19 protein-coding genes are annotated in these 22,210 nt (G+C 73.1%); 8 read left to right on the top strand and 11 right to left on the bottom strand.

Going from position 1 to position 22,210, the window contains the following annotated elements; genetic code table 11:
• Window positions 1-4 precede the first annotated feature (4 nt).
• The 6 genes from ACWEQO_RS22630 to ACWEQO_RS22605 all read right to left on the bottom strand — a co-directional run bounded on the left by ACWEQO_RS22630 (window position 5) and on the right by ACWEQO_RS22605 (window position 5,936).
• Window positions 5-406 (bottom strand): MmyB family transcriptional regulator, encoded by a 402-nt coding sequence (locus ACWEQO_RS22630; RefSeq protein WP_452985021.1) that lies wholly within the window; start codon window positions 404-406, stop codon window positions 5-7.
• A gap of 423 nt (window positions 407-829) precedes the next feature.
• Entirely contained in the window at window positions 830-2,872 is a 2,043-nt protein-coding gene (locus tag ACWEQO_RS22625; RefSeq protein ID WP_452984983.1) for a thioredoxin domain-containing protein, read from the bottom strand.
• A 129-nt stretch (window positions 2,873-3,001) separates the two neighbouring features.
• A complete protein-coding gene (locus ACWEQO_RS22620; RefSeq protein WP_452984982.1) occupies window positions 3,002-4,225 on the bottom strand; it encodes an NAD(P)/FAD-dependent oxidoreductase in 1,224 nt (407 codons plus the stop codon).
• Window positions 4,222-4,425, bottom strand: a complete 204-nt coding sequence (locus ACWEQO_RS22615; protein WP_452984981.1) for a ferredoxin — start codon at window positions 4,423-4,425, stop codon at window positions 4,222-4,224. The genes ACWEQO_RS22620 and ACWEQO_RS22615 overlap by 4 nt, the downstream gene beginning before the upstream one ends.
• Before the next feature lie 68 nt (window positions 4,426-4,493).
• The gene (locus ACWEQO_RS22610; protein WP_452984980.1) at window positions 4,494-5,411 is read right to left on the bottom strand and encodes a pyridoxamine 5'-phosphate oxidase family protein; all 918 of its coding nucleotides are present in this window, start codon (window positions 5,409-5,411) and stop codon (window positions 4,494-4,496) included.
• A 69-nt stretch (window positions 5,412-5,480) separates the two neighbouring features.
• Complete coding sequence (locus ACWEQO_RS22605) at window positions 5,481-5,936, bottom strand: VOC family protein (RefSeq protein WP_452984979.1); 456 nt, start codon at window positions 5,934-5,936, stop codon at window positions 5,481-5,483.
• 150 nt (window positions 5,937-6,086) lie between these two features.
• On the opposite strand from ACWEQO_RS22605, the gene ACWEQO_RS22600 reads away from it, so the two are divergent.
• Together ACWEQO_RS22600 and ACWEQO_RS22595 are read left to right on the top strand one after the other, a co-directional pair.
• A complete protein-coding gene (locus ACWEQO_RS22600) occupies window positions 6,087-6,659 on the top strand; it encodes a CGNR zinc finger domain-containing protein (protein WP_452984978.1) in 573 nt (190 codons plus the stop codon).
• A 208-nt stretch (window positions 6,660-6,867) separates the two neighbouring features.
• Window positions 6,868-10,068, top strand: a complete 3,201-nt coding sequence (locus ACWEQO_RS22595; RefSeq protein WP_452984977.1) for a tetratricopeptide repeat protein — start codon at window positions 6,868-6,870, stop codon at window positions 10,066-10,068.
• A 475-nt stretch (window positions 10,069-10,543) separates the two neighbouring features.
• Here ACWEQO_RS22595 and ACWEQO_RS22590 read toward each other — a convergent pair whose 3' ends face one another.
• Together ACWEQO_RS22590 and mca are read right to left on the bottom strand one after the other, a co-directional pair.
• On the bottom strand, window positions 10,544-10,831 hold the full coding sequence (locus tag ACWEQO_RS22590) for a hypothetical protein (protein WP_361451473.1): 288 nt from the start codon (window positions 10,829-10,831) through the stop codon (window positions 10,544-10,546).
• A complete protein-coding gene (mca, locus tag ACWEQO_RS22585; RefSeq protein WP_361451470.1) occupies window positions 10,824-11,705 on the bottom strand; it encodes a mycothiol conjugate amidase Mca in 882 nt (293 codons plus the stop codon). Before mca ends, ACWEQO_RS22590 begins: the two co-directional genes overlap by 8 nt.
• Before the next feature lie 206 nt (window positions 11,706-11,911).
• Between mca and ACWEQO_RS22580 the strand changes: the two genes are divergently transcribed.
• Together ACWEQO_RS22580 and greA are read left to right on the top strand one after the other, a co-directional pair.
• Window positions 11,912-12,310: a DUF4307 domain-containing protein gene (locus ACWEQO_RS22580; protein WP_452984976.1), complete on the top strand. Its 399-nt coding sequence runs from the start codon at window positions 11,912-11,914 to the stop codon at window positions 12,308-12,310.
• Window positions 12,311-12,517: 207 nt separating this feature from the next.
• Window positions 12,518-13,015, top strand: a complete 498-nt coding sequence (gene greA / locus ACWEQO_RS22575) for a transcription elongation factor GreA (protein WP_361451464.1) — start codon at window positions 12,518-12,520, stop codon at window positions 13,013-13,015.
• Window positions 13,016-13,132: 117 nt separating this feature from the next.
• Here greA and ilvA read toward each other — a convergent pair whose 3' ends face one another.
• The gene (ilvA, locus tag ACWEQO_RS22570; RefSeq protein WP_361451461.1) at window positions 13,133-14,371 is read right to left on the bottom strand and encodes a threonine ammonia-lyase; all 1,239 of its coding nucleotides are present in this window, start codon (window positions 14,369-14,371) and stop codon (window positions 13,133-13,135) included.
• A gap of 164 nt (window positions 14,372-14,535) precedes the next feature.
• On the opposite strand from ilvA, the gene ACWEQO_RS22565 reads away from it, so the two are divergent.
• From ACWEQO_RS22565 to ACWEQO_RS22555, 3 genes are all read left to right on the top strand, one after another.
• Window positions 14,536-15,045: a MarR family winged helix-turn-helix transcriptional regulator gene (locus ACWEQO_RS22565; protein WP_452985020.1), complete on the top strand. Its 510-nt coding sequence runs from the start codon at window positions 14,536-14,538 to the stop codon at window positions 15,043-15,045.
• Between the two features lie 162 nt (window positions 15,046-15,207).
• Window positions 15,208-15,714: a sigma factor-like helix-turn-helix DNA-binding protein gene (locus ACWEQO_RS22560; protein ID WP_361451458.1), complete on the top strand. Its 507-nt coding sequence runs from the start codon at window positions 15,208-15,210 to the stop codon at window positions 15,712-15,714.
• The gene (locus ACWEQO_RS22555; protein WP_452984975.1) at window positions 15,711-15,956 is read left to right on the top strand and encodes a hypothetical protein; all 246 of its coding nucleotides are present in this window, start codon (window positions 15,711-15,713) and stop codon (window positions 15,954-15,956) included. Before ACWEQO_RS22560 ends, ACWEQO_RS22555 begins: the two co-directional genes overlap by 4 nt.
• A gap of 80 nt (window positions 15,957-16,036) precedes the next feature.
• On the opposite strand, the gene ACWEQO_RS22550 is transcribed toward ACWEQO_RS22555, so the two are convergent.
• On the bottom strand, window positions 16,037-17,194 hold the full coding sequence (locus ACWEQO_RS22550; protein ID WP_361451452.1) for a cystathionine gamma-synthase: 1,158 nt from the start codon (window positions 17,192-17,194) through the stop codon (window positions 16,037-16,039).
• 163 nt (window positions 17,195-17,357) lie between these two features.
• Here ACWEQO_RS22550 and ACWEQO_RS22545 point away from each other — a divergent pair, with 163 nt between their 5' ends.
• Window positions 17,358-18,476, top strand: a complete 1,119-nt coding sequence (locus ACWEQO_RS22545) for a hypothetical protein (protein WP_361451449.1) — start codon at window positions 17,358-17,360, stop codon at window positions 18,474-18,476.
• 123 nt (window positions 18,477-18,599) lie between these two features.
• Here ACWEQO_RS22545 and ACWEQO_RS22540 read toward each other — a convergent pair whose 3' ends face one another.
• Window positions 18,600-21,974 (bottom strand): S8 family peptidase, encoded by a 3,375-nt coding sequence (locus ACWEQO_RS22540; RefSeq protein ID WP_452984974.1) that lies wholly within the window; start codon window positions 21,972-21,974, stop codon window positions 18,600-18,602.
• Window positions 21,975-22,210: the final 236 nt, after the last annotated feature.

Genomic DNA, 22,210 nt, shown 5'->3' with positions numbered 1-22,210 from the left:
GGTACTACTGGGCAGCGGGCTCGAAGAGGATGGTCAGGACGCTCACCCCGGCAGCACGGGCAGCCATGAACCGCGCCGCTCCCTCACCGCGCATCGGATGACACAGGGGGCGCGCCTGGCCGTTCAGACCCCGGCTCGGCTCGGCGGCAATCCGCTGCAGAGCCGGCTCACGGACGACGTCCGCGTACAGAGCCCGCACCGTGTCGTCGGCCGGATACCGGCAGCGAGCCAGCCTCAACTCAGCGATCAGGTCCGGCGCCCAGCGCTCCTCCCAGTGCACAAGGACCGTTCGCGCCTCCTCCGAGAACAACGCCCAGCGCCACAGGTTCGCCGGCTCTCCCGTGGAGAACATCCGTGAGAACGACTCGTTGGACGCCACCAGGAGCCCCCGGGTGTCACGGCACAGGCCATCTCGTGCTGCCCGTTCAGGACCTCCTGCCAGAGCGGCGACGGATCTTCTATCGGAAGCGCCGGATCCGTCCCGTACAGATTCAGGTGGGCGATCCGCAGATCGTGCGTCGTGAACCCGAGCAACTGGGCAATGCGCATGAAAAGGTCCGGAGTGGGATGCAAGGTTCCGGCCTCTACCTTCTGGTAGACGCCGGCCCCGCCCCCGCGCAGTGGGGGCGGGGTCGCCCCGCGGGCCCCCGCGCGCTGCGGGAGGGTCTGCGGGGAGCCTGCACCGCGCCTGAGCGCCTCGTCGACGTCCACCTGCCGCAGCCCTGTGATCCGCGGTCCGCCGCGGCGACTGCTCGGACAGGGTTCCAGCCCCACTTCTGGTCTTGACCGCATGGCGCGGTAGAGCCGCCTCAGCCTCCCAGGGCCGTGCTCAGCCGCCCAGGGCCGTGCCCAGCCGGTCGGGGTCGGTGGTCGGTGCGTCGCAGGTGAAGTCGCGGCAGACGTACGCGGCCGGTTCGCCCCCCACCAGGGGCCGGTCGGCCAGCAGCGGGAACTCGTCGCTCTCCGGCGCGCCGACGGCGACCACCGCGCCCGGGGCGGTGCCCAGAAGCGCCCTGCGGTGCAGGGCCGCCGTGGCCGGATCGTCGAGCGCCGGACCGACCACCGCGACCTCCCGCGGCCCGTCCAGCGCCGCCTCGGCGACCGCGAGACCCCAGCCGACGAACCGCGGCACCCGCGGACCGAGCGTCTTCACCACGCCCAACGCCCGCTCCGCGGCGGTGCGGTGCGGGGCGGATCCGGTCTGCGCCGCATACCCCAGCAGTGCCCCGGCGGCGGCCGTCCAGCCGGACGGCACGGCGTTGTCCGTCGGGTCCTGCGGGCGCCGGATGAGCCGCTCGGCGTCGGATGCCGTGTCGTACAGGGCGCCCGTCTCCGGGTCGGTGAAGCGGGCCAGCACATGGTCGAGGAGCAGACCGGCGAACTCCAGCCACACCCCTTCCCCGGTCACCGAGGCCAGCGCGAGGAAGCCCTCGGCGACGTCGGCGTAGTCCTCCAGCACGCCCGCGTTGGCACCGACCCGGCCGTCCCTGCTGGTCCGGGCGATCCGGGCGTGGTCGTCGAGGTGCACCCGGACCAGCAGGTCGGCGGCGGCGACCGCGGCCTCGGTCAGGTCCGGCCGGTCGAAGTAGGCGCCGGTCTCGGCGAGCGCGGCGATCGCCAGCCCGTTCCAGGCGGCGACGACCTTGTCGTCCCGGCCGGGGGCCGGACGGGCGGCCCGCGCCGCGAGCAGCCGCTCCCTGACCCCGCCGGCCCCGCCGATCCGTTCGGCGTCGAACACCTCGTCCTGCTGCGGCAGTTGCAGCACCGAGGCACCCTCCTCGAAGGTGCCCTCCTCGGTCACCCCGAAGTACCGCGCGGCGAGTTCGGCGTCCCGCTCACCGAGCACCTCGCGCAACTGCTCCGGCGTCCAGACGTAGTAGGCGCCCTCGACGTGCCGACCACTGCCGTCGTCGCTGTCCGCGTCCAGTGCGGAGGCGAACCCGCCCTCGGGCGTGCCCAGTTCGCGGACCATGAAGTCGGCGGTCTCCAGCGCGACCCGGCGCGCGAGCTCGGAGCCGGTGGACCGCCACAGGTGGGCGTAGACGCGGCAGAGCAGGGCGTTGTCGTAGAGCATCTTCTCGAAGTGCGGAACCGTCCAGTCCCGGTCCACGGAGTAGCGGGCGAAACCGCCGCCGAGCTGGTCGTAGATCCCGCCGCGGGCCATGCGCTCGGCGGTGTCCCGCGCCATCTGGAGGGCGCCCTCGGAGCCGGTGCGGGCGTGGTGCCTGAGCAGGAACTCGAGCACCATCGACGGCGGGAACTTCGGCGCCCCGCCGAACCCGCCGCGCTGCGCGTCGTACTCCCGGGTGAGCCCGAGCAGCGCCTGCGCCTGCTGCTCCTCGCCCGGGAGCCGTGCGTCGCCGTAGGAGATCTCCCGGCCGGCCAGGTCCCGCACGATCTTCCCGGCGACCTCGGCGACCTCCTCCCGGCGCTCCTCCCACGCCTGGTGCACGCCCTGCAGCAGCTGCCGGAAGGACGGCATGCCGTGCCGGGGCTCGGGCGGGAAATAGGTGCCGAAGTAGAACGGTTCGGCGTCCGGGGTGAGGAACACGGTCATCGGCCAGCCGCCCTGCCCGGTCGCCGCCTGCACCGCCTCCATGTAGACGGCGTCCACGTCGGGGCGCTCCTCGCGGTCCACCTTGACGCTCACGAAGTGCTCGTTCAGGTAGTCGGCGGTGGCCCGGTCCTCGAAGGACTCGTGCGCCATCACATGGCACCAGTGGCAGCTCGCGTAACCGACGCTCAGCAGGACGGGCGCGTTCCGCTCGCGCGCCTCGGCGAAGGCTTCGTCCGACCAGGGCCACCAGTCGACGGGGTTGTCGGCGTGCTGGAGGAGGTAGGGGGACGTCTCGTGGGCCAGTCGGTTCGGCATGGTCCCATCCTGCCCCAGTACCGGCACGGCACCACCGTGTCCACGCGCCCGTCCGCCGCCCGTTCCCCGGGCGCCTGCCCGAACGTCCGACGGGACGTCTGCTCGAGGCCCGCACGGGCGTCTCCTCGGTCAGCCCCTCGCCCCCACCTCCGGCCGCTGCCCGGAGACGGTGTGGTGGAGTGCCTCCCGGTAGCGCGCCAGGCGACCGGTGCGGCCGGCGGTGAGGGCGCCGACCAGTGCGCCGTTCCGGTGGTAGGCGATCTCCAGCCGGCGGCCGGCGAGGTCGTTCTCCCGCACCTCTTCCGTGTCCGCGAGGGCGGGCAGCCCCACCGAGCGGAACCTGGCGCCGTGCAGGTCCGACCAGAAGGACGGCACGCCGCGGAAGACGTCCGGGCCGTGGGGGGCCAGCAGGGTTCGGGCGGCCGCCCGCGCCTGCTCCACGGCGTTGGTCCAGTGCCCCAGCACCAGTGGGCGCCCGTCGGCCAGGGCGTTCGGCACGCTCGCCACGTCGCCGGCGGCCACCACGCCGGGCACGACCGTGCCGTCCGGTCGCAGCGCCCGCAGCCGGGTGTCGCAGCGTACGCCCAGCTCGGTGTCGAGACCCGAGGAGGCGAGCCAGCCGGTGGCGGGGACCGCGCCGAGCGCCAGGACGACGGTGTCGGCCGCGCACCGGGTGCCGTCGGAGAGCCGGACCCCCGCGAGGCGTCCGTGCCGGCTCTCGAACGCGGTGACGGTGGTGTTCGTACGCAGGTCGATGCCCGCTTCCCGGTGCAGGGCGGCGACGTACGCCCCGGCCGTCGGACCGACCGCACTCGCCAGGGGCTGGGGGGAGGCCTCGACCAGGGTGACCCGGGCCCCGCGGCGGTGTGCGGCGGCGGCGATCTCCCCGCCGAGGAAGCCGGCGCCCACGACGACGAGCCGGTGTCCGGAGCCGAGCCTGCGCCGCAGGGCCGTCGCGTCGTCGCGTCCGCGCAGGGTCAGGACCCCGGGGGGCGGCGGCGCGCCGGGCCACCGGCGGGCCTCGGCCCCGGTGGCGATCAGCAGGCCGTCGTAGGGCACCCGGGCACCGTCCGCCAGGGTGACCACGCGCTCGTCCGGTGACAGTGCCGTGGCGGGGCTGCCGAGCAGCAGGCGCGCACCGAGATCGGCGGGAACGGGCAGGCCGGTGTCGGGCGGCGGGTCCTCGGAGGTCAGAAATTCCTTGGAGAGCGGCGGCCGGTCGTAGGGGGCGTGGGGTTCGTCGCCGATGAGCGTCAGGCTGCCGGTGAAGCCCTCCTGCCGGAGGGCCTGGGCGGCCCGCAGGCCGGCGAGGGAGGCGCCGGCGATCACCAGACGGCGGTCGTCGGCGCTCACCGCGCGGCCGGAGCGAGGGTGATGGCCCGTACCGGGCAGGCGCTCGCCGCCTTCTCGATCTTGTCGCTCAGGGACTCGTCGGGGTCGGGGACGGGGGCGACGACGAGGTGGTCCTCGTCGTCGAAGGAGAACACCTCGGGGGCGGCGAAGACGCACTGCCCGTGGCTCTCACAGAGGTCCATGTCTACGGTGAACTGCACGGTCGGCTCCCGGAAAAGGGCGGGGTGACGGGTTCGGGGCACAGGCCGCACGGGGCCTGTGCGGGTGCTCAGCGCACCGGAGGGTTGAAGCGGGAGTAGGCGGGTTCGCCCCAGCGCAGGGCAGTGGCCCCTTCGACTTCGCGTACGGCGTCCACGGAGAACTCGACCAGCCGCTGTGCGCCGGGGACCCGTTCGACCTCCTCGGTTTCCCAGACGGTGTGGGCGGTGCCGGAGAGGTGGAGCAGCGTGCCGTCCTGCCCGTGGGGGAAGAGCAGCCCCGCGGCGGGGTTGAGCAGGAGGTTGCCGAGGGTGAGGAACATGGCGTTGCCGGTGTAGTCCGGCCAGCGCAGGAGGGCGGGCGAGAGGACCTGGACGAAGCCGGGGTTGCCGCCGCGGTGCGAGGCGTCCATGGCTCCGCGGTCGTCGCCGGTGGCCACGTAGAAGGTGTCCGCCCGCGAGAGGGCCTCCTGCTGACGGCGGGTCAGGGAAGTGCCGTCGCGGACGGTGGGTGCCGTCGCGGCGCCCTCCTCCCCGGCGAGGCGGCCGACCCGCTTCTGGAGGTACTTGGGACAGTTGGCGATGACCTGGTCGAGGTCGACCCGCAGACCGTCCCCCGCGGCGCGGGCCCGTCCGTTGAGGCGCATGCGGCGCCGGGTGGCGGGTTCGATGGCGATCATTCCGACCTGGACGGGGGCGGCGGTCCTCCGCAGGAGCGGGGCGAGCGGGTCGTCCTGGTGGGGCAGCGCGGCGATGGTGAGGACGTCGGGGGCGGGCACCCGCAGAAAGCCCGGCGCCCCGGTGAGTTGGGTGGCCCAGACACGGCCCCCGGCGTCCGTCCCCCCGACGATGATCATCGGCTGCTCGGCGAGGAAGGCCGCGGCCACCTCGGGCACGGTCCTCCCGATCCCGCCCCGGGAGAATTCCGCCTGGGCCGCGAGGCCGGCACGCTGCTGCACCGCCGCCTCTCCTCGGTGGTACACGGGCACGGTTCCTTTCAGAGGAGCGTGAGGGCCGTGGCGCGCCACGGAGGGCGGAAGGGGCTGCGCCCGGGCCCTCTAGAAGAATCCGCAGGTGGGGGCGGCGGCCGTCGGGGCGGCGGCCGGGTCGGCGCCGGTCGGCGCGTAGATCTCCAGCCGGATGCCGTCCGGGTCGGTGAAGAAGATGCCTCCGGAGGTGGCGCCCTCGCCGTGCGGCACCACGCCCTCGTAGGCGAACTCGGCACCGAGTCCGCGCAGGACCTCGGCGGTCGCGTTGACCTCGTCGATGGACTCCACCTGGAACGACAGGTGGTGCAGGCCGGGCCGACCGGTGTCGAAGGCTCCCTGGCTCTGCTGCCAGAGCGTCACGAGCAGTCGGCCCTCGCGGCCGAGGAAGGCCCAGCGCCGGTCGTCCTCCTTGCCCTCGCCCATCACCTCGAAGTCGAAGACCTCGCGGTAGAAGGCCAGGGAGCGCTCCAGGTCGGTGACGTTCAGGCCCACGTGGCCGGTCTGCAGCTGCTGCGCCTTGCTCATGTCATCCCACGCTTCCGGTAGAGGCCACGGACAACCCGTAACCATTGAACGTGACTTTAGTGGTTAGAATTCGGAGACGTCAACCACCGAAAGGAACATGACCGGTTAGCGTTGAGGGGTGCACGGCCACCAGCGACCGAAGGAGCACCTGTGCCGCACCCCGACAAAGCCGATCCGCGGCCGCTCACCGGTGAGCCGCTCGCCGTCGATCTGCTGAACACCCGGTGGATCGACGACGCCGGGAAGCACGACCTGCTCGACTCCCCCGACGGCTTCGCCACCTGGCTCGCCTCACCCACCGTCGCCGCGGCACTCGAGGGCTGTCGTGTCGCCGCCGACGGCCCGACCCTGGAGAACCTCCTGAGGGCCCGCGCCGCCCTGGACGCGCTCGTCGACACCGCCCCGCCGTCCGACCGGGCGCGGAACGCGCTCAACGAGGTACTCGCCCACGGCAGGCTGCGCCGCACCCTGGGCCCGGACGGGCCGCGGACCGTCACCGAGGTCGACGACCCGTCCTGGACGCCGGCGTGGGCGGCGGCCGCCGACTACCTGCGCCTCCTGGAGGACCGGCCCGAGCGCCTGCGCCCCTGCGCCAACCCCGCCTGCGTCCTGCACTTCTACGACGTGTCCAAGAACGGCACCCGGCGCTGGTGCTCCATGGCCGGCTGCGGGAACCGCGCCAAAGCCTCCCGCCACTACGCGCGCCGGGGCGGCACCGGGTGAACACCGCCCGGGCGACGCGGTGGACGGTGCCGCGCCCCCGCCGCGCCCCCGCCCCGGTCGGCGCCTCGCCCCCTCTCCCCCGAAATACGGCGTGTGCGGAACACTCGACCCGCGCATAACCGGAAAGGGTCTCGGGGATGGGTCGGGAGGGACCCGAGGACTTCCGGGCACACCGGGGGCGACCGGGGCCGCCGGAGGGGGACGCGACATGCGGGACGGTCATCGTGCGGACGTGGAGCGGTTGTTGGCGCGGGCTGTGGAGGAAGAGGTACGCCGGTCGGGCGGGCGTGCCGACGGGAAGGCGCTGCTCTCCCGGGCGCGCGGGGCGCTGGACGCGATCGCGCGGCCGGCGGCCGAGGAGTACGAGGCGTACACCCGCGCGCTGGACGAGGCGGCGGCCGGGCAGCTCACCTTCCGCCAGCGGTACGCCCGCGAGGGCGCCGGGACGCCGCTGCTGGTGGCCGGGGTGGCCGGGCTCGCGGCCGTGGTCGCCGACCTCGCCCTCGGCACGGGAACCGGGACGGCGCTGGGCGCGGGCGTGGCCGTCGGGGCGGCCGGCGCGGCGGCGACCGTGGTGAAGGTGGCGGGCGCGCATGTGCCCGCCGCGCACCACCGGGCCGGCGCGGTGAGCCAGCCGGGCGGGCCGGAGCAGTTGCGGCTGCAGTGGCTGACGGCGCTGGAGGTGCGGGGCATCCGGCCGTTCCTGGACCAGCAGCGGATGCTCACCGCGTCCACGGGCTCCCGGCGGACGGGGCCGCGGCTGCGCGGCGCGGACAAGAGCGCGGCGGCCCGCGGGCGGAGCGTGCTGGAGCAGTCGTTCGGGCAACTGTCGGAGCCGGTGGGGCCGTTCGCCGGGCGGCGGCAGGAGATGGCGCGGATCCGGCAGTGGGTGCAGGCGGCGCGCGCGAGCACGGAGACGCAGCCGACGGTGGTGGTGCTGCACGGGGAGCCCGGCAGCGGCCGGACCACCCTCGCGGTGCGCGCGACGCACGACCTGAAGGACTACTTCCGCGGCGCCTGCGTGGTCGATCTGCGCGCCGACAGTCCCGGTGAGCCGCCGCTGTCCACCCGGGACGCGCTGCTGCACCTGCTGAACCGGCTGGGGGCGCCCCGCGAGCAGCTGCTGTTCCGTGAGCGGTCCTCCCCCGACCAGCAGGTGAGACGGCTGAGCGAGCTGTACCACCAGCACGTGACGGGCATGCCGGTGACGGTCGTCCTCGACGACGCGGCCGATCCGCAGCAGGTCCGCACGCTGCTGCCGGAGCGGTCCGACAGCCTGGTCCTGGTGACCTCCCGCGCGCCGCTCGGCCTGCCCGACGACCTGCCGGCCCGGGTGCACCAGCTGCCGGTACGGGCCCTGGACGCGGCGGGCGCCGAGGAACTGCTGGCCGCCGTCGCGCAGGACGCGTCGGGTCCTTACGACGCCGACTCCGCCGACCGGGTCCGGGAGCTGTGCGGCGGGCTGCCGCTGGCGCTGCGGATCGCCGGTTCCGCCCTGGGCCCGCGCTCCCCGCACGCGCTCACCGCCGACCTGGGCGCCTACGGTCCGGTGAGCCCGGTCGAGCGTGCCCTGTGGCTGCGCTACACCGACCAGTCGGAGACGTTACGGCGGCTGCTGCGCCGACTGGCGCTGGCCGGCCGGGCGTCGCTGGGCGCCGCGGCGGCGGCCTCGCTGCTGGCCACCGACGAGGCCGAGGGGACCCGGCATCTGCGGGCGCTGGCCCGGGCCGGTCTGATCACCCCGGTGCGGCCCGGCCGGTACCGGCTGCACGACCTGGTGCGCGCCTTCGCGCTGGCCCGCCTCCTGGACGAGGAGGACCCGGCGGAGCGGACGGCGGCGCAGGAACGGCTGATCGTGAACTACGCCGAACTCGCCGACTCGGTGCTGCGGCTGGTCGACGGCAACATGTCGACCCGCTCGGACCGCTTCGGCCCGTACGGCTTCACCTCGCTGGACGAGGCGCTGCGCTGGCTGGACGACGAGTCGAGCTTCATCACGGCGGCGCTGCGGCACTCGGAGGGCGTGAACCGGGCGGCGGTGCTCAATCTCCTCGGCGCGCTGTGCGACTACTGCCTGCTCCGCGGCGACCTGTACCGCCTCGGTGAGATCAGCGAGCTGGCGCAGGCCGTGGACGAGGGGCTGCTGAGGCGTTCGGTGCAGTGGCGCACGGGTATCGCGGCACGTCAGCTGGGTGAGCTGGACAAGGCGCGGACGACGCTGTCCTCGGTGGTCGACCTGTACCGGGAGACCCATCACGACGCGGGGGCCGCACGGGCGCTGACCTCCCTCGGCATCACGCTGCACCACCAGGGCAATCTGACGGAGGCGTCGGCGAGGCTGCGGGAGGCGATGGACCTGCAGTCCGCGCCCCAGCTGGCCACCGACCGGGCGTGGACGATGCACGCGCTGGGCGCGGTGGAACGCGACCGTGCCCGACTGTCCGAGGCGCTGGACCTGCTCACCGAGTCGCTGGTGCTGCACCGCGCGGGCGAGTCCGTGCACGGTCAGGCCTGGGCGCACTTCCAGCTCGGGCAGCTGAGGCTGCGCACGGGGGACGTCCCGCGCGCCGGGTCCGAGCTGCGCGAGGCGCTCGAGCTGTACGGCCGTACCCGGGACGCCCGGGGCGAGGCGTGGGCGCTGACCCAGCTGGCCCGGGCCCGGCTGGCCGGCGGGGACGCCCCGACGGCGGTGGAGGAGCTGCGGCGGGCCGCCGCCCGGCACCGGGACAACGAGGACGCGCGCGGGGAGGCGTGGACGCTGTACTACCTGGGCCAGGCGCTGGAGGAGACCGGGGACCTGGACCGGGCGGTGCGCGAGCTGGAGCGGTCGCGCACCATGTTCTCCCGGATGCGGGACGTCTACGGACTGGCCTGTGCCCGGCACCATTCGGCCCGGGTGACCCGCGACCAGCGGGCCGCGCGGACCGGTTCGCTGCGCAACTCGGGCTTCGCCCGTCAGCTGCTGGTCGACGCCCGGGCGGACTTCCAGCGGATCGGGGTGGCCCACGGCGAGGCGTGGACGTGTCTGGAGCTGGCGGTCGTCGACGCGGGCAACGCCCGTACCCAGCAGGCGCTGGCCCTGTGCGACGAGGCGGCGGCGCTGTTCGCGTCCTACGGGGACCGGCGCGGCGAGGACTGGGCGCGGTTCCTGCGCTGCACGCTCCTGCCGTACGCGGCCCCGGGCGGTGCCGAGGTCGGTACGGCGGTGGCCCAGGAGGACCTGGCGCAGCTGGCCCGGACCGCGCACGCCGCCCGCGACGAGAAGCTGGGCGACTACGTGGACGCCTACCAGCTGCTGCTGGAGCGCGGGGTGAGTCTGGAGGCGGGCTGGCAGGCTTGGCGCCTGGGCATGGTCCCCAGCCGCCACGCCCGTGAGGTGATGGGGGTGGCCACGGGGCCGACCGCATAGGGCCTCGGCCCCGGCGGGCGCCACGGACCCGGAGGGCACCACGGACCCGGAGGATGCCGCAGGCCCGGCGGAGTGCCACGAGCCCGGCGAAATGCCACGAGCCCGGCGGACGTCACGAGCCCAGTGAAGTGCCACGGGCCGGCGGAGTGCCGCAAGCCCGGCGGACGTCACGAGCCCAGTGGGGTGCCACGGGCCGGCGGAGTGCCGCAAGCCCGGCGGGCGTCACGAGCCCAGTGGGGTGCCACGGGCCGGCGGAGTGCCGCAAGCCCGGCGGGCGCCACGGGCCGGCGGGCGTCACGGGCCGGCGGAGGGCAGCAAACCTGGCAGGTGCCATGAGCCCGGTGGAGTGCCACGGGCCCGGCAGGCACCGCAGCCAGGCGGAAGGCCGCAAGCCCGGCGGGCGCCACGGGCCGGCGGACGCAAGCCCGGCGGGGTGTCGCCGCGTAGCCCTCCGGGGGCCGGAAGGCTACGTGGCTCAGCCCTGCTTCTTCTTCCCGGCCGCGCCGGACGTCCCGGCCCCGGCCGCGTCGGACGGCGCCGGCTCCGCGGCGTCCTCGGATCCGGTCCGGCGGGCCGCGGACTCGTCGAAGTCGACCCGGTTCATGTGGCGGTTCATCGACTTCATCAGGGCCCAGACCGCCAGGGCCATCACCGCGAAGACGATGAAGCCGAGGACGCCGGGGGTGACCTTGTCCTTGTCGACCGCGGCGAGGGTGACCAGGTGGCTCATTGCCAGGCTTGCGCTAGCGCTCATGTCAGGCATTGTCCCGGATGCCCGCGAAGAGGTCGTCCTCGGGGAGGGATGTGTCGACGAGCGACTTCGCGAGCTCGTACTCCTCGGTGGGCCAGACCTCCTTCTGGATCTCCATCGGCACCCGGAACCAGCCGCCGTCGGGGTCGATCTGCGTGGCGTGCGCGATCAGGGCCTTGTCACGGATCTCGAAGAAGTCCCCGCACGGGACGTGCGTGGTGAGCGTGCGCTCCTTGCGCTCGAACTCCGCCCAGCGCTTGAGCCAGTCCCCGTACGGCGACTCCAGGCCGCGGTCCAACAGCGCCCGGTGCAGCGCCTCGGTGCGGGGGCGGTTGAAACCCTGGTTGTAGTAGACCTTCAGCGGCTGGTGGGCCGGGCCGTACTCGCTCTCCGGGTACTTCGCGGTGTCCGTCGCGCCCTCGAAGGCCACCATCGTGATCTTGTGGGTCATGATGTGGTCGGGGTGCGGGTAGCCGCCGTTCTCGTCGTAGGTGGTGATCACCTGGGGACGGAACGCGCGGATCTTCCGCACCAGCTCGCCGGCCGCCTTGTCGACGTCCTCCAGGGCGAAGCAGCCCTCGGGCAGCGGGGGCAGCGGGTCGCCCTCGGGCAGGCCGGAGTCGACGAAGCCGAGCCACTCCTGCTGCACGCCGAGGATCTCCCTGGCCTCGTCCATCTCCTTCCTGCGCACCTCGTGGATGTTCTCCTCGATGTACGGGTCGCCCTGCAGCTTGGGGTTGAGGATGGAGCCGCGCTCCCCGCCCGTGCAGGTCACGACCAGCACGTCCACCCCCTCGGACACGTACTTCGCCATGGTGGCCGCGCCCTTGCTCGACTCGTCGTCGGGGTGGGCGTGCACGGCCATCAGTCGCAACTGCTCGGTCAAGACTCATTCCTCAAGTCGGTAGGCGTCCGGGACGCCCGGTGCGGTCCCCCTGGGCTGTCGTCCCCGGGGGACGTCGCGGTGGGGCGGCGGCCGGGCGACGGACGGAAGGCTTCTATAGTGACCCAAGCCGGGGACGAATAATTCCGGTGCCCGGCGCCGGGCACCGCCCGGGACGGGCGTCCCCCTTCCCCGCCGAGGAGACGATCATGAGTACGGCGAGTACGCGACCGCCCGAGGGCCGGTACGGCCGCACCTCGGACGAACGTGCCGACCGCACCCTCAGGATCGTCGGCGCGGGCCTGGGCGCGGTGATGCTGGCCCTGCTCGGCTGGTTCGGCTACCACTACGTGGCGGGCAGCCAGATCAGCGGCGAGATGATCGGTTTCGACACCGCGAAGGACAGCGTCCGGGTGCGCCTGGAGGTCCACAAGGACGCGGGCGTGGACGGCTACTGCACGGTGCGCTCCCAGACCGTGGACGGCGCCGAGGTGGGCCGCGCCGACTTCCGCTTCGACGGGGACCGCACGCGCTTCGACGAGGTCGTCACGCTCCGCACGACCTCCCCGGCCGCGACGGCCGAGCTGCTCGGCTGCCACGTCGGCTGACTCCGGCCCGCTCCGGCCGGTTCCCCGCCGCCAGGGGCCGGTGTCACGAACGGCACAGGGCCTCTGACCTGCGGAAAAAAAGCTCCGATGGCATATGTCCTCCCCCTTTGGCCGCTGAATTGTTAGGCTCGTGGTTTCGCCCATCCGTGGAGGAACATCCTCCAAGGAGGGCGTTGCTTTGTATTCCAGCACCTACGAGGAGCACCAGTGACCCAGACCAGCGAGAACGCCACCTGGCTGACGCAGGAGGCGTACAACAAGCTCAAGGACGAGCTTGAATACCTTACTGGTCCCGCGCGTACGGAGATCTCCGCCAAGATCGCCGCCGCGCGAGAGGAGGGCGACCTGCGGGAGAACGGCGGGTACCACGCGGCCAAGGAGGAGCAGGGCAAGCAGGAGCTCCGCGTGCGGCAGCTCACCCAGCTCCTCGAGAACGCCAAGGTCGGTGAGGCGCCGGCGGCCGACGGTTCGGTGGCGCCGGGCATGGTCGTGACGATCGCCTTCGACGGCGACGAGGACGACACGCTGACCTTCCTCCTCGCCTCGCGCGAGTACGCGAGTGCGGACATCGAGACGTACTCCCCGCAGTCCCCGCTGGGTGCCGGGGTGTCCGGCCACATGATCGGCGAGACCGTGGAGTACGAGCTGCCGAACGGCAAGACGGCCTCCGTGAAGATCCTGAAGGCCGATCCGTACAAGGGCTGACCCGCAGCCCACGGCCCAGAACCGTGAGAGTGCCCCCGGCGCCATGACCGCCGCGGGACGCGTGAGCGTCCCCGGCGCGGTGCCGGGGGCACCCGCACGCCGGCGCCGGGCCGCGGCTCAGTCCATGCCGTGCAGGACCGTGTGCCCCGCGTCCCGCAGGGCCTGTTCGACCTCGGCGCAGTGCTCCGGTCCCTTCGTCTCCAGGTGCACCTCGACCTCCACCTCCGTGAGTCCGAGCCGCGGATCGGTCCGTACATGGCTCACGTCGAGGACGTTGGCGTCCACCACCGACAACGCCCCGAGCAGCGACGCGAGGGCGCCCGGCCGGTCCGTCAGCCGTAGCCGGACGGCCAGGTAGCGGCCCTGTGCCGCCATGCCGTGCCGCAGCACCCGCTCCATCAGCACCGGGTCGACGTTGCCGCCGGAGAGCACGGCGACCACCGGGCCCGCGAACGCGTCGGGGCGGCTCAGCAGCGCCGCGACCGGGCTCGCCCCGGCCGGCTCGACGACCAGTTTGGCCCGCTCCAGGCAGAGCAGCAGGGCGGCGGACAGCTCGCCCTCGGTGACCGTGCGGACCTCGTCCACCAGGTGCTCGACGATCCCGAACGGCACGTCGCCGGGCCGCCCCACCTTGATCCCGTCGGCCATCGTCGCCGGGTCGCGCAGCGACACCGGGTGCCCGGCCGTCAGCGAGGGCGGATACGCCGCCGCGCCCGCCGCCTGCACCCCGATGATCCGTACGTCCGGCCGCAGCGCCTTCACCGCGACGGCGATCCCGGCGATCAGCCCGCCGCCGCCCATGCCGACGACGATCGTGCGCACCTCGGGGCACTGCTCCAGGATCTCCAGTCCCACGGTGCCCTGGCCCGCGATGACGTCGGGGTGGTCGAAGGGGTGGATCAGCACGGCGCCCGTCTCGTCCGCGTACTCCTCGGCGGCGGCCAGTGCCTCGTCGACCACCTGGCCGTGCAGGCGCACCTCGGCGCCGTACTCCCGGGTGGCGCTGATCTTCGGCAGCGGGGCGCCCTTCGGCATGAACACCGTCGAGCCCACCCCGAGCAGCGAGGACGCGAGCGCGACGCCCTGCGCGTGGTTGCCGGCGCTCGCCGCGACCACACCGGCGGCGCGCTGCTCGGGCAGCAGTCCGGCGATCCGGACGTACGCGCCGCGCAGCTTGAACGACCCCGTCCGCTGGAGGTTCTCGCACTTGAGGTGCACCGGGGTGCCCACCGTCCGGGACAGGTGCCTGCTGCTCTCCATCGCGGTCACCCTCGCCACACCCGAGAGCATCTTCCGGGCGCCGCGCACGTCGTCGGCCGTGACGGTACGAAGGAAGTCAGCCGTGCCGTAGCTCATGACTCCAGCATCGCAGCTCACTCCCGCCGGCGATCGCGGCGGCCGTGTCCGCGGATACGGCTTTGCGCAGCGCCGGTACGACGGGGCCCTCGGCCGCGTACTCTGTCCCCCAATAAAGCAGCCCTCCACGAAGTGAGCCTCCGGCCATGCCCACTACACCTGACATGTCGACGGACATGACGACCGGCGGTGACACCGGTCTTCTCGACACGCTGCAGCACGAGGTGGCGCTGTTCGCCCGCCGCGCCGAACAGACCCGGCTGGGCGGCGTCGGCCAGGTACGCAACTCCATGGACCGCGCCGCCTACCTCCTGCTCAACCGCCTCGACAGGGAAGGCCCGATGGGGGTCAAGGCGCTCGCCGCCGGCATGGGCATCGACTCGTCGACCGTGACCCGGCAGGTGGCCCCGCTGGTGGACACCGGGCTGGTGAAGCGCACCTCGCATCCCGAGGACGGCCGGGCGGTCGTCCTCCAGCTCTCTCCGCGCGGGCAGGCGCGTCTGGAGGAAGTGCGCTCCTCACGGCGCCAGTTGATGGCCGACCTGACCCACGACTGGGATCCGGAGGAGCGCGAGGCGTTCTGCGCGCTCCTCACCCGCTTCAACGGCGCGCTCTCCGCGCGGATGTCGGTTCCGGGGGGACCGGGTCCGGAGGACGACCGGTCGCAGTCCTGACCCGGCCGCCCCCTGCGAGAGGCACCGCGCGCCGGGCCGTGCACGGCTCTTGACCGCGGGGCCGGCCCTGCCCTGAGATGAGACGCGGGTCCCGTCGCACGCGCCCGCCGAAGGCCGTTCGCGGCCGGGACCGGTCCGGGCAGGGGCGTGCGGGAGGCGCGATTGATCCGAGGGCATGCGTCCCGGGACGCCCGCCGGGCCCGCGAGTTCGAGGCGTTCGTCGCGGGTGCGGGCGGGCGGCTGCTGCACGCCGCCACCCTGCTGACGGCGGAGGCGCGGGACGACAACCCCCGCGCGCGGCGCCTGCTGACCCTGGCGCTGGCCCACACGTACGCGTGCTGGGACCGGCTGCGCGGTGACGATCCCTACGACCTGGCCCGCCGGTACCTGGCCATCCGCTTCGCCCGCACCGCCCGGCACGAGCGCGGCGGCCTGCTCCGCTCCCGTCCGGACCGCGCGGGTCCGTTGGCCGGGCTCGGCCCGCAGGAGCGTCTGATCCTGGTGCTGCGGCTCCACGAGGAGGTCACCGAGGAGCAGACGGCGGCCCTGCTCGGCCTGTCCGCGGACCGGGTCCGCGCGATCTGCAACCGCGCGACGGCCGCGGTCCTGGACCGGCGGCGGCGTGCGCCGGCCCCCGCGGTGCGGGGCGGCGGGACGGTCCCGTCATGAGCCGGGGCCGTGCGGCGGCCGTACGGCGACTGCTGGAGCAGGCGCCGCCGCCGGTGCCGCCCGGCCTGTACGCGGAGGCCGTGCGCCGCGGTGCCCGCACGCTGCGGCGCAGGGCGCTCGCCCGCCGCCTGGGGTGGCTGGTGCTGATCGCGGCGAGCCTGGCCTTCGTGATCTGGACGCTGACCACGCAGCCGTGGGTGGAGCCGCCGTCGCAGACGACTCCACCCCTGACGGGCTGGTGAACCGGCCGGGCGCGCACCGCACCTGTCGGGCGCGCACCGCGCCGGCCCCTTCGCACGGCCTTACCGGTTCCTTCGCGGCCTTACCGGCCGAGGGCCTGCTGGAGGTCTTCGAGCAGGTCGTCGATGTTCTCGATGCCCACCGAGAGACGCACCAGGTCGCCGGGGACCTCGAGCGCGGAGCCGACCACGGAGGCGTGCGTCATGCGTCCGGGGTGCTCGATCAGCGACTCGACGCCGCCCAGGGACTCGCCCAGCGTGAACACCTCGGCCCGGTTGCAGACCTCCACGGCCGCCTCCTCGCCGCCCTCCACGCGGAAGGAGACCATGCCGCCGAAGGACCGCATCTGCTTGGCGGCGACCTCGTGGCCGGGGTGCTCCGGCAGGCCCGGGTAGAGGACGCTGGTCACGCGCGCGTGCCGGCTGAGCATGTCGGCGACCTTGGTGGCGTTCTCGCTGTGCCGGTCCATGCGCACCGAGAGCGTCTTGGTGCCGCGCAGCACCAGCCACGAGTCGAACGGCCCGGCGACCGCGCCCATCGCGTTCTGGTGGTAGGCCAGTTCCTCGCCGAGCTCCGCGTCGCCGGTGATCAGGGCGCCGCCGACGACGTCCGAGTGGCCGCCCATGTACTTGGTCAGGGAGTGCACGACGACGTCCGCGCCGAGCGCGATCGGCTGCTGGAGGTAGGGCGTGGCGAAGGTGTTGTCGACGACGAGGCGGGCGCCGGCGTCCCGGGCGACCTGGGCGACGGCGGCGATGTCGGTGATGCCGAGCAGCGGGTTGGAGGGGGTCTCCACCCACACGACCTTGGTCTTCGGGGTGATGGCGGCCCGGACCGCGGCCGGGTCGCTGGTGTCGGCCACCGACCACTCCACGCCCCAGCGGGCGACGACCTTGGCGAACAGCCGGAAGGTGCCGCCGTAGGCGTCGTTCGGGATCACCACGTGGTCGCCGGGGCTGAGCAGCGTACGCAGCAGGCAGTCCTCGGCCGCCAGTCCGGACGCGAACGCGAGGCCGCGGCGGCCGCCTTCCAGGGCGGCGAGGTTCTCCTCCAGGGCGGTCCTGGTCGGGTTGGCGCTGCGGCTGTACTCGTAGCCGCCGCGCAGTCCGCCGACGCCGTCCTGCTTGTAGGTGGACACCTGGTAGATCGGCGGGACCACCGCGCCGGTCAGGGGGTCCGCGGTGTTGCCCGCGTGGATCGCGAGTGTCTCGAAGTGTTGACTGATGTGCCTGTCGCTCATGGGCCCCGAGGGTAGTCCGCGCACGGGAGGACGACGCGTCAGGGAGTTCCCCGCGCGCCCGGAGGTCCCCCTCACGCGCGCGGGGTCCGCGCGCGCCCGGGAGTTTTCCACAGATCGGACGGCAGGTTCGCCAATCGTCGGCGCGATCTGGTTCGCTGGTGGCATGGAAATTCTCTTGGTCCTGCTCGGGCTGGTCATGATCGGCTTCGTGCTGGTGCCGTTCCTCAGGCGCACGCGCGGCGGGATCGCGCAGGTGTCCCCCGGCCATCCGGACGCGGCGGACCCGGCGGACTACGGCTTCGCCCGCGAGGAGGAGCTGGACATCCGGATGCCCGGCCCCGACCAGGACCTCCTGGATGTACTGGAGCTGGTCCAGCGCACCCAGGACTATCGCGGGGCGCAGCAGCTGCTGGCCGGTACGGACGCGAAGAGCGAGCTGCGCTGGCAGCGCGTGCAGGCCTTCGCGGGCGCCGCCGCGCTGGAGCTCGCCGCGCGGCCCGGCGGGGCCGGTGAGGCGCCGGGCGGGCAGTGGCTGCGGGCGTGGCGCGCCGAGGCGCCCAAGGACGCGGGCGGCGCGGCGGTGCACGCCGAGTTCCTGGTGCAGCAGGCGTGGCGTACGGCGACGCGGGGGACGGACGAGTTCCGGATCATCATGGAGGAGGCGAGGGCGGCGTGCGGCGATGCGGCGCTGCTGGCCCCCGGTGATCCGGTCCCGTACATCGTGGAACTCTCGGTGGCCCGTGGACTGGCCTACGAGCAGAAGGACTTCGAGCAGGTCTGGCTGAAGATCCTGGACCGCGCGCCGGCCCACATGGGGGCGCACCTGGCGGCGCTGCACTACTGGTGCGAGAAGTGGCACGGCTCGCGGGAGCTGGCCAACTCGTTCGCGGAGGCCGCGGCGGCGCGCGCACCGCAGGGTTCGCTGCTGGCCGCGATGCCGCTGTTCGCCGTGTTCGAGCATCTGCCGGAGGTGAACCTGGTCAGCGGTTTCTACCAGAGCCAGGTGGTGACCAGGGCGGTCCACGGCGCGCTGCACGCGGTGCACTCGGCCCGCCCCGACGACCCCATGGCGGCGCACGTCCGGCACCTCCTGGTGTTCTTCCTGGTCCGGGGTGAGCGCTGGGCGGAGGCCATGAACCAGCTGATACACATCGACGGCCACGTCGGCGCGCTGCCCTGGACCCTGTCCCCGGATCCCGCCGCGGAGTTCGCGGTCTACCGGGCCCTGGCCGTCGCGGGGTACGAGGCCAACGGCGGCAGCCCGGCCACGCTGCCGCACTGAGGACCGTTCGTCGCGGCAGCCGTACGGTCCGCGAGCCGGGCCCTCCGCATGCGGAGGGCCCGCCGGAAGCACGTGCTTCCGGCGGGCCCTCGCCCGGTGCTCAGCAGTGGGCCGGCGGGCGGCTCACTTGCCGTGGTAGGCGTTGTAGATCGAGACCGTCGACTTGTTGCCCTTCTTGTCGACGATGGTGGCGCGGAAGGAGATCGCCTTCTTCTTGGCGGGGTTCTTGACGGTGATCTTGCCCTTCTTGACGGTGGTCTTCTTCCAGGTCTTCCCGGAGTCGTAGGAGACGTACACCGTCAGGGACTTGAGGTTCTTGCCCTTGGCGGCGCCCTCGACGGTGACCGGGAAGGTGGCCTTCTTGCCCGCCTTGACCTTGCTGTCCAGCCCGGTGACCGCCTGGAAGCGGGCCGTGGAGGCGGGCAGCTTCGTCACGTCGGAGGTCTTCTTGGAGCGGAAGGTCCAGCTCGCGTCGATGCGGGTGGAGGCGGCGGAGACCTTGGCGCTGCGCTTGACCGAGGTCGTCAGCTTGTAGGAGGCGTCCCCGGAGGGAACCGTGAACCCCTCTCCCCCGAGCAGCGGGTCGCCGTGGGAGCCGACCTTGGTGCCGTTGCGGTAGAGGCTGGTGGTGGCCGAGGTGAACACGGAGTCGCCGAAGTTGCCCTTGCCGTCGGCGAACAGCGGGAGGAACCCGTAGATGCTGTTGCCGTCGCGGAAGAGACCGGAGCCCGAGGTGACACGCGGCCCGAAGACGGCCGTGTTCACGGTCCGGGAGTACTTCTTGCCGGCCTTGAAGACCAGGGAGTCACCGACGCTGTAACCGGCCTCGATGATCGGCCAGCCCTCCGCGTCGACACCGCCGTGCTGGTCGAAGCCGAGGTCCCACTTCACCCCGCCCTCGGTGGACAGGTAGAGGGTGCGGGTGCCGGGCAGGGTCTGCGGGATGGCGACCGAGGAGGCGGAGAAGCCTCCCGGCAGCCAGCCGGTGGCGCCGACCGCGCCCTTCTTCTTGCCGCTCGCCGCCGAGCCCATGCCGACCTTCACCGTGGCCAGTTCGGACGCCTTGTAGGCCCGGGTGAAGCCGGTGGCGAGCTTCTTGACCTTGCCGCCGGTGGTGGTGCTGTACTGCTCCTTGCTGCCCTTGCTCCAGTGGGCGTCCCACTGCTGGGTCAGCGAGCCTCCGGTGAACTGCGGGCCGAGGTGGGCGGAGCGGAAGTTGTCGTACGACTCCAGCCACCAGCCGGAGCCGGTGATGTGATCCTTCGTCTCCACGGTGTAGTCGGCCGCGGCGAACTCCGGCTTGGCCGCCTTGTCCGGCGCGGTGATCTTCACCGGCTTGGTCTTGCGGGAGTCCAGGGTGACCGTGGTGTTCTTGGTGACGCTCAGCTTCGGCTGGGAGAGCCAGTCGGCGCCCTTCCACTTCTCCGATTCGGAGTCGACGAAGACCGCGGCGTCCATGACGTAGTCGCCCTTGGGCACCCGGACGGTGACGGTGCCGTCGGCGTCGTAGGGCATGAACCACTCGCCGGCCGCCACGCCGGAGAGGGCGTCCAGGCTGGCCATGTAGTCGCCGGTGGCCTTGCCGTTGCGGCCGAGGACCTTGAGCGTCACGTCGTAGGACTCGACCTCCCGCTCCACACCCGCGGCCGTGCGGACGCTCTGTCCGCCGCCGGTCGCGACCACGTACGCCGAGTACGCGCCGTCGACCGTGCCGCCGAGCCGGGTGTCGACGGTGAAGTCGATGGAGGCCTTGCCGCCCGCCGGGACCGTCACCGTGGTGGCGCCCAGGGTGAAGAAGCCGGCCGGGGCCGCCTTGCCCTTGGGGTTGGTGGCGGTGGACGTCAGCTTCAGGGTGACGTCCTCGGTGCCGAGGTTGCGGTAGGTCAGCTGCTTGGTGACCGGCTTGTCGTCGGTGTGCGGCCACTGCTGGACGCCGAAGCTCACCGAGACCGGGTCGGCGATCACCGTCTGCTGGATGGCCTTGTCGACCTGGACCCGCCCGGAGCCCTGCTGGAACGCCGTGTACGCGCCGCCCTTCGTGGAGCCGGTGAGCGCGCCCTTCAGCTCCGTGTAGGTCCAGCCGGGGTGCTGCTGCTTCAGCAGCGCGGCCGCGCCCGCGACATGGGGGGTCGCCATCGACGTGCCCGAGATGGACATGTAGCCGGCCGGCTTCTCGCCGACCTCCTCGGCGATGAAGTTGCCCTTGGCCGAGGCGGCCGTGATGTCGACGCCGGGCGCGGTGACGTCCGGCTTGACCGCGCCGTCCCCGGTGCGGGGGCCGGTGGAGGAGAAGTCGGCGAGCTTGTCCTTGTCGTCGACGGCGCCCACGGTGAGGGCGGCGTCGGCGCTGCCGGGCGAACCGATCGACTTCGGGCCCTCGTTGCCCGCCGCGATGGCGAACAGGATGCCCTGGTCCGCGGAGAGCTTGTTGACCGCCGCTTCCAGCGGGTCGATCTCGGCGGTGTCTCCGCCGCCCAGGCTCATGTTGACGACGTCGGCGCCCTGTGCGGCCGCCCACTCCATGCCGGCGAGGATGCCGGAGTCGTCACCGAAGCCGGCGTCGTCGAGGACCTTGCCGTTGAGGACCTTGGCGCCGGGAGCGACGCCCTTGTACTTGCCCTTGCTCTTCGCACCGGTACCGGCCGCGATCGCCGCGACGTGGGTGCCGTGGCCGACCTTGTCGCCCGTGCCCGACGAACCGGTGAAGTCCTTGGACACGGTCACCTGGCCCTTCAGGTCCGGGTGGGTCGCGTCGACACCGGTGTCCAGGACGGCGATCTTCACGCCCTTGCCGTCGTAGCCGGCGGCCCACGCCTTGGGGGTGCCGATCTGCGCGACGGACTTGTCGAGGGCCGCCTCGCGGACGCCGTCGAGCCAGACGTGGGCGATGCCGGACGCGGTCCGGTCGCCGTCGGTGACCGCCTTCCACAGGTCGGGGGTGTCCTCGTGCGGGGTCTGCACCGCGTCCGCGTTCAGGGTGCCGAGGGTCCGGCGCAGGTCGGCCGCCTCGCGGACGTCGGACTTCGCGGCGGTGGCGCGCCCCTGGTACCCGACGATGACCTTCAGGCCGCGCTGCTGGGAGCGGCGGGTGGCGTCCTTGCCGAGTTCGGTGATGTCGAAGAGCCGCCGGTCGAGCTTGCCGGTCGCGATCAGCCGGGCGGCGTCCGCCGGAAGTACGTGGGTGTGGCCGCCGGACCTGCTGATCTGGACGGGTATGTGCTCCCTCCCCTTGGCCCGCTCCAGGCCGACCACGCGGCCCTTGGCGTCCACGGCGACCCGGTCACCGGTGATGAGGGTGATGCGGTGCTTGGTCTTCGACGAGGACGGCGCCTTCGACTGCGCCGCGTTCGTGTACGTCGTACCGGCCGCGGTGCCCGCCGCCGTCCGTTCCCCGTTCGCCGCGGCCGGGCCGGTCATGCCCGCCACGAGCGCCACGGCGGCTGCCGTGGCGACTGTGGCCGCGCCCGCCGCGCGCACGCTCTTGAATTGTCTGCGCAAGGTCCCCCCTAGCGGAGTTGCCGGGTGAACTTCCCTTCACCCGACCGGGGGTGGTCTCGTACGCGTGTGCGCACCCCCCCGGATCACGCAGTATGCCGAGTCGTGCTCAAACGCCTCAAGGGGCTCAGAAGAAGAACACCGAGTCGTCGGGTATCCGTGACACCACTGCCGGAACTCCGTTACCTGACCGATGGGTTGAAGCCGCCCGCATGCCCGCGTGGACGTCCGCGCGGGCC

This window comes from Streptomyces sp. NPDC004051 (assembly GCF_053604275.1).
The sequence above is the reverse complement of the archived record's forward strand: the minus strand, read 5'-3'. Positions and strand labels throughout refer to the sequence as shown.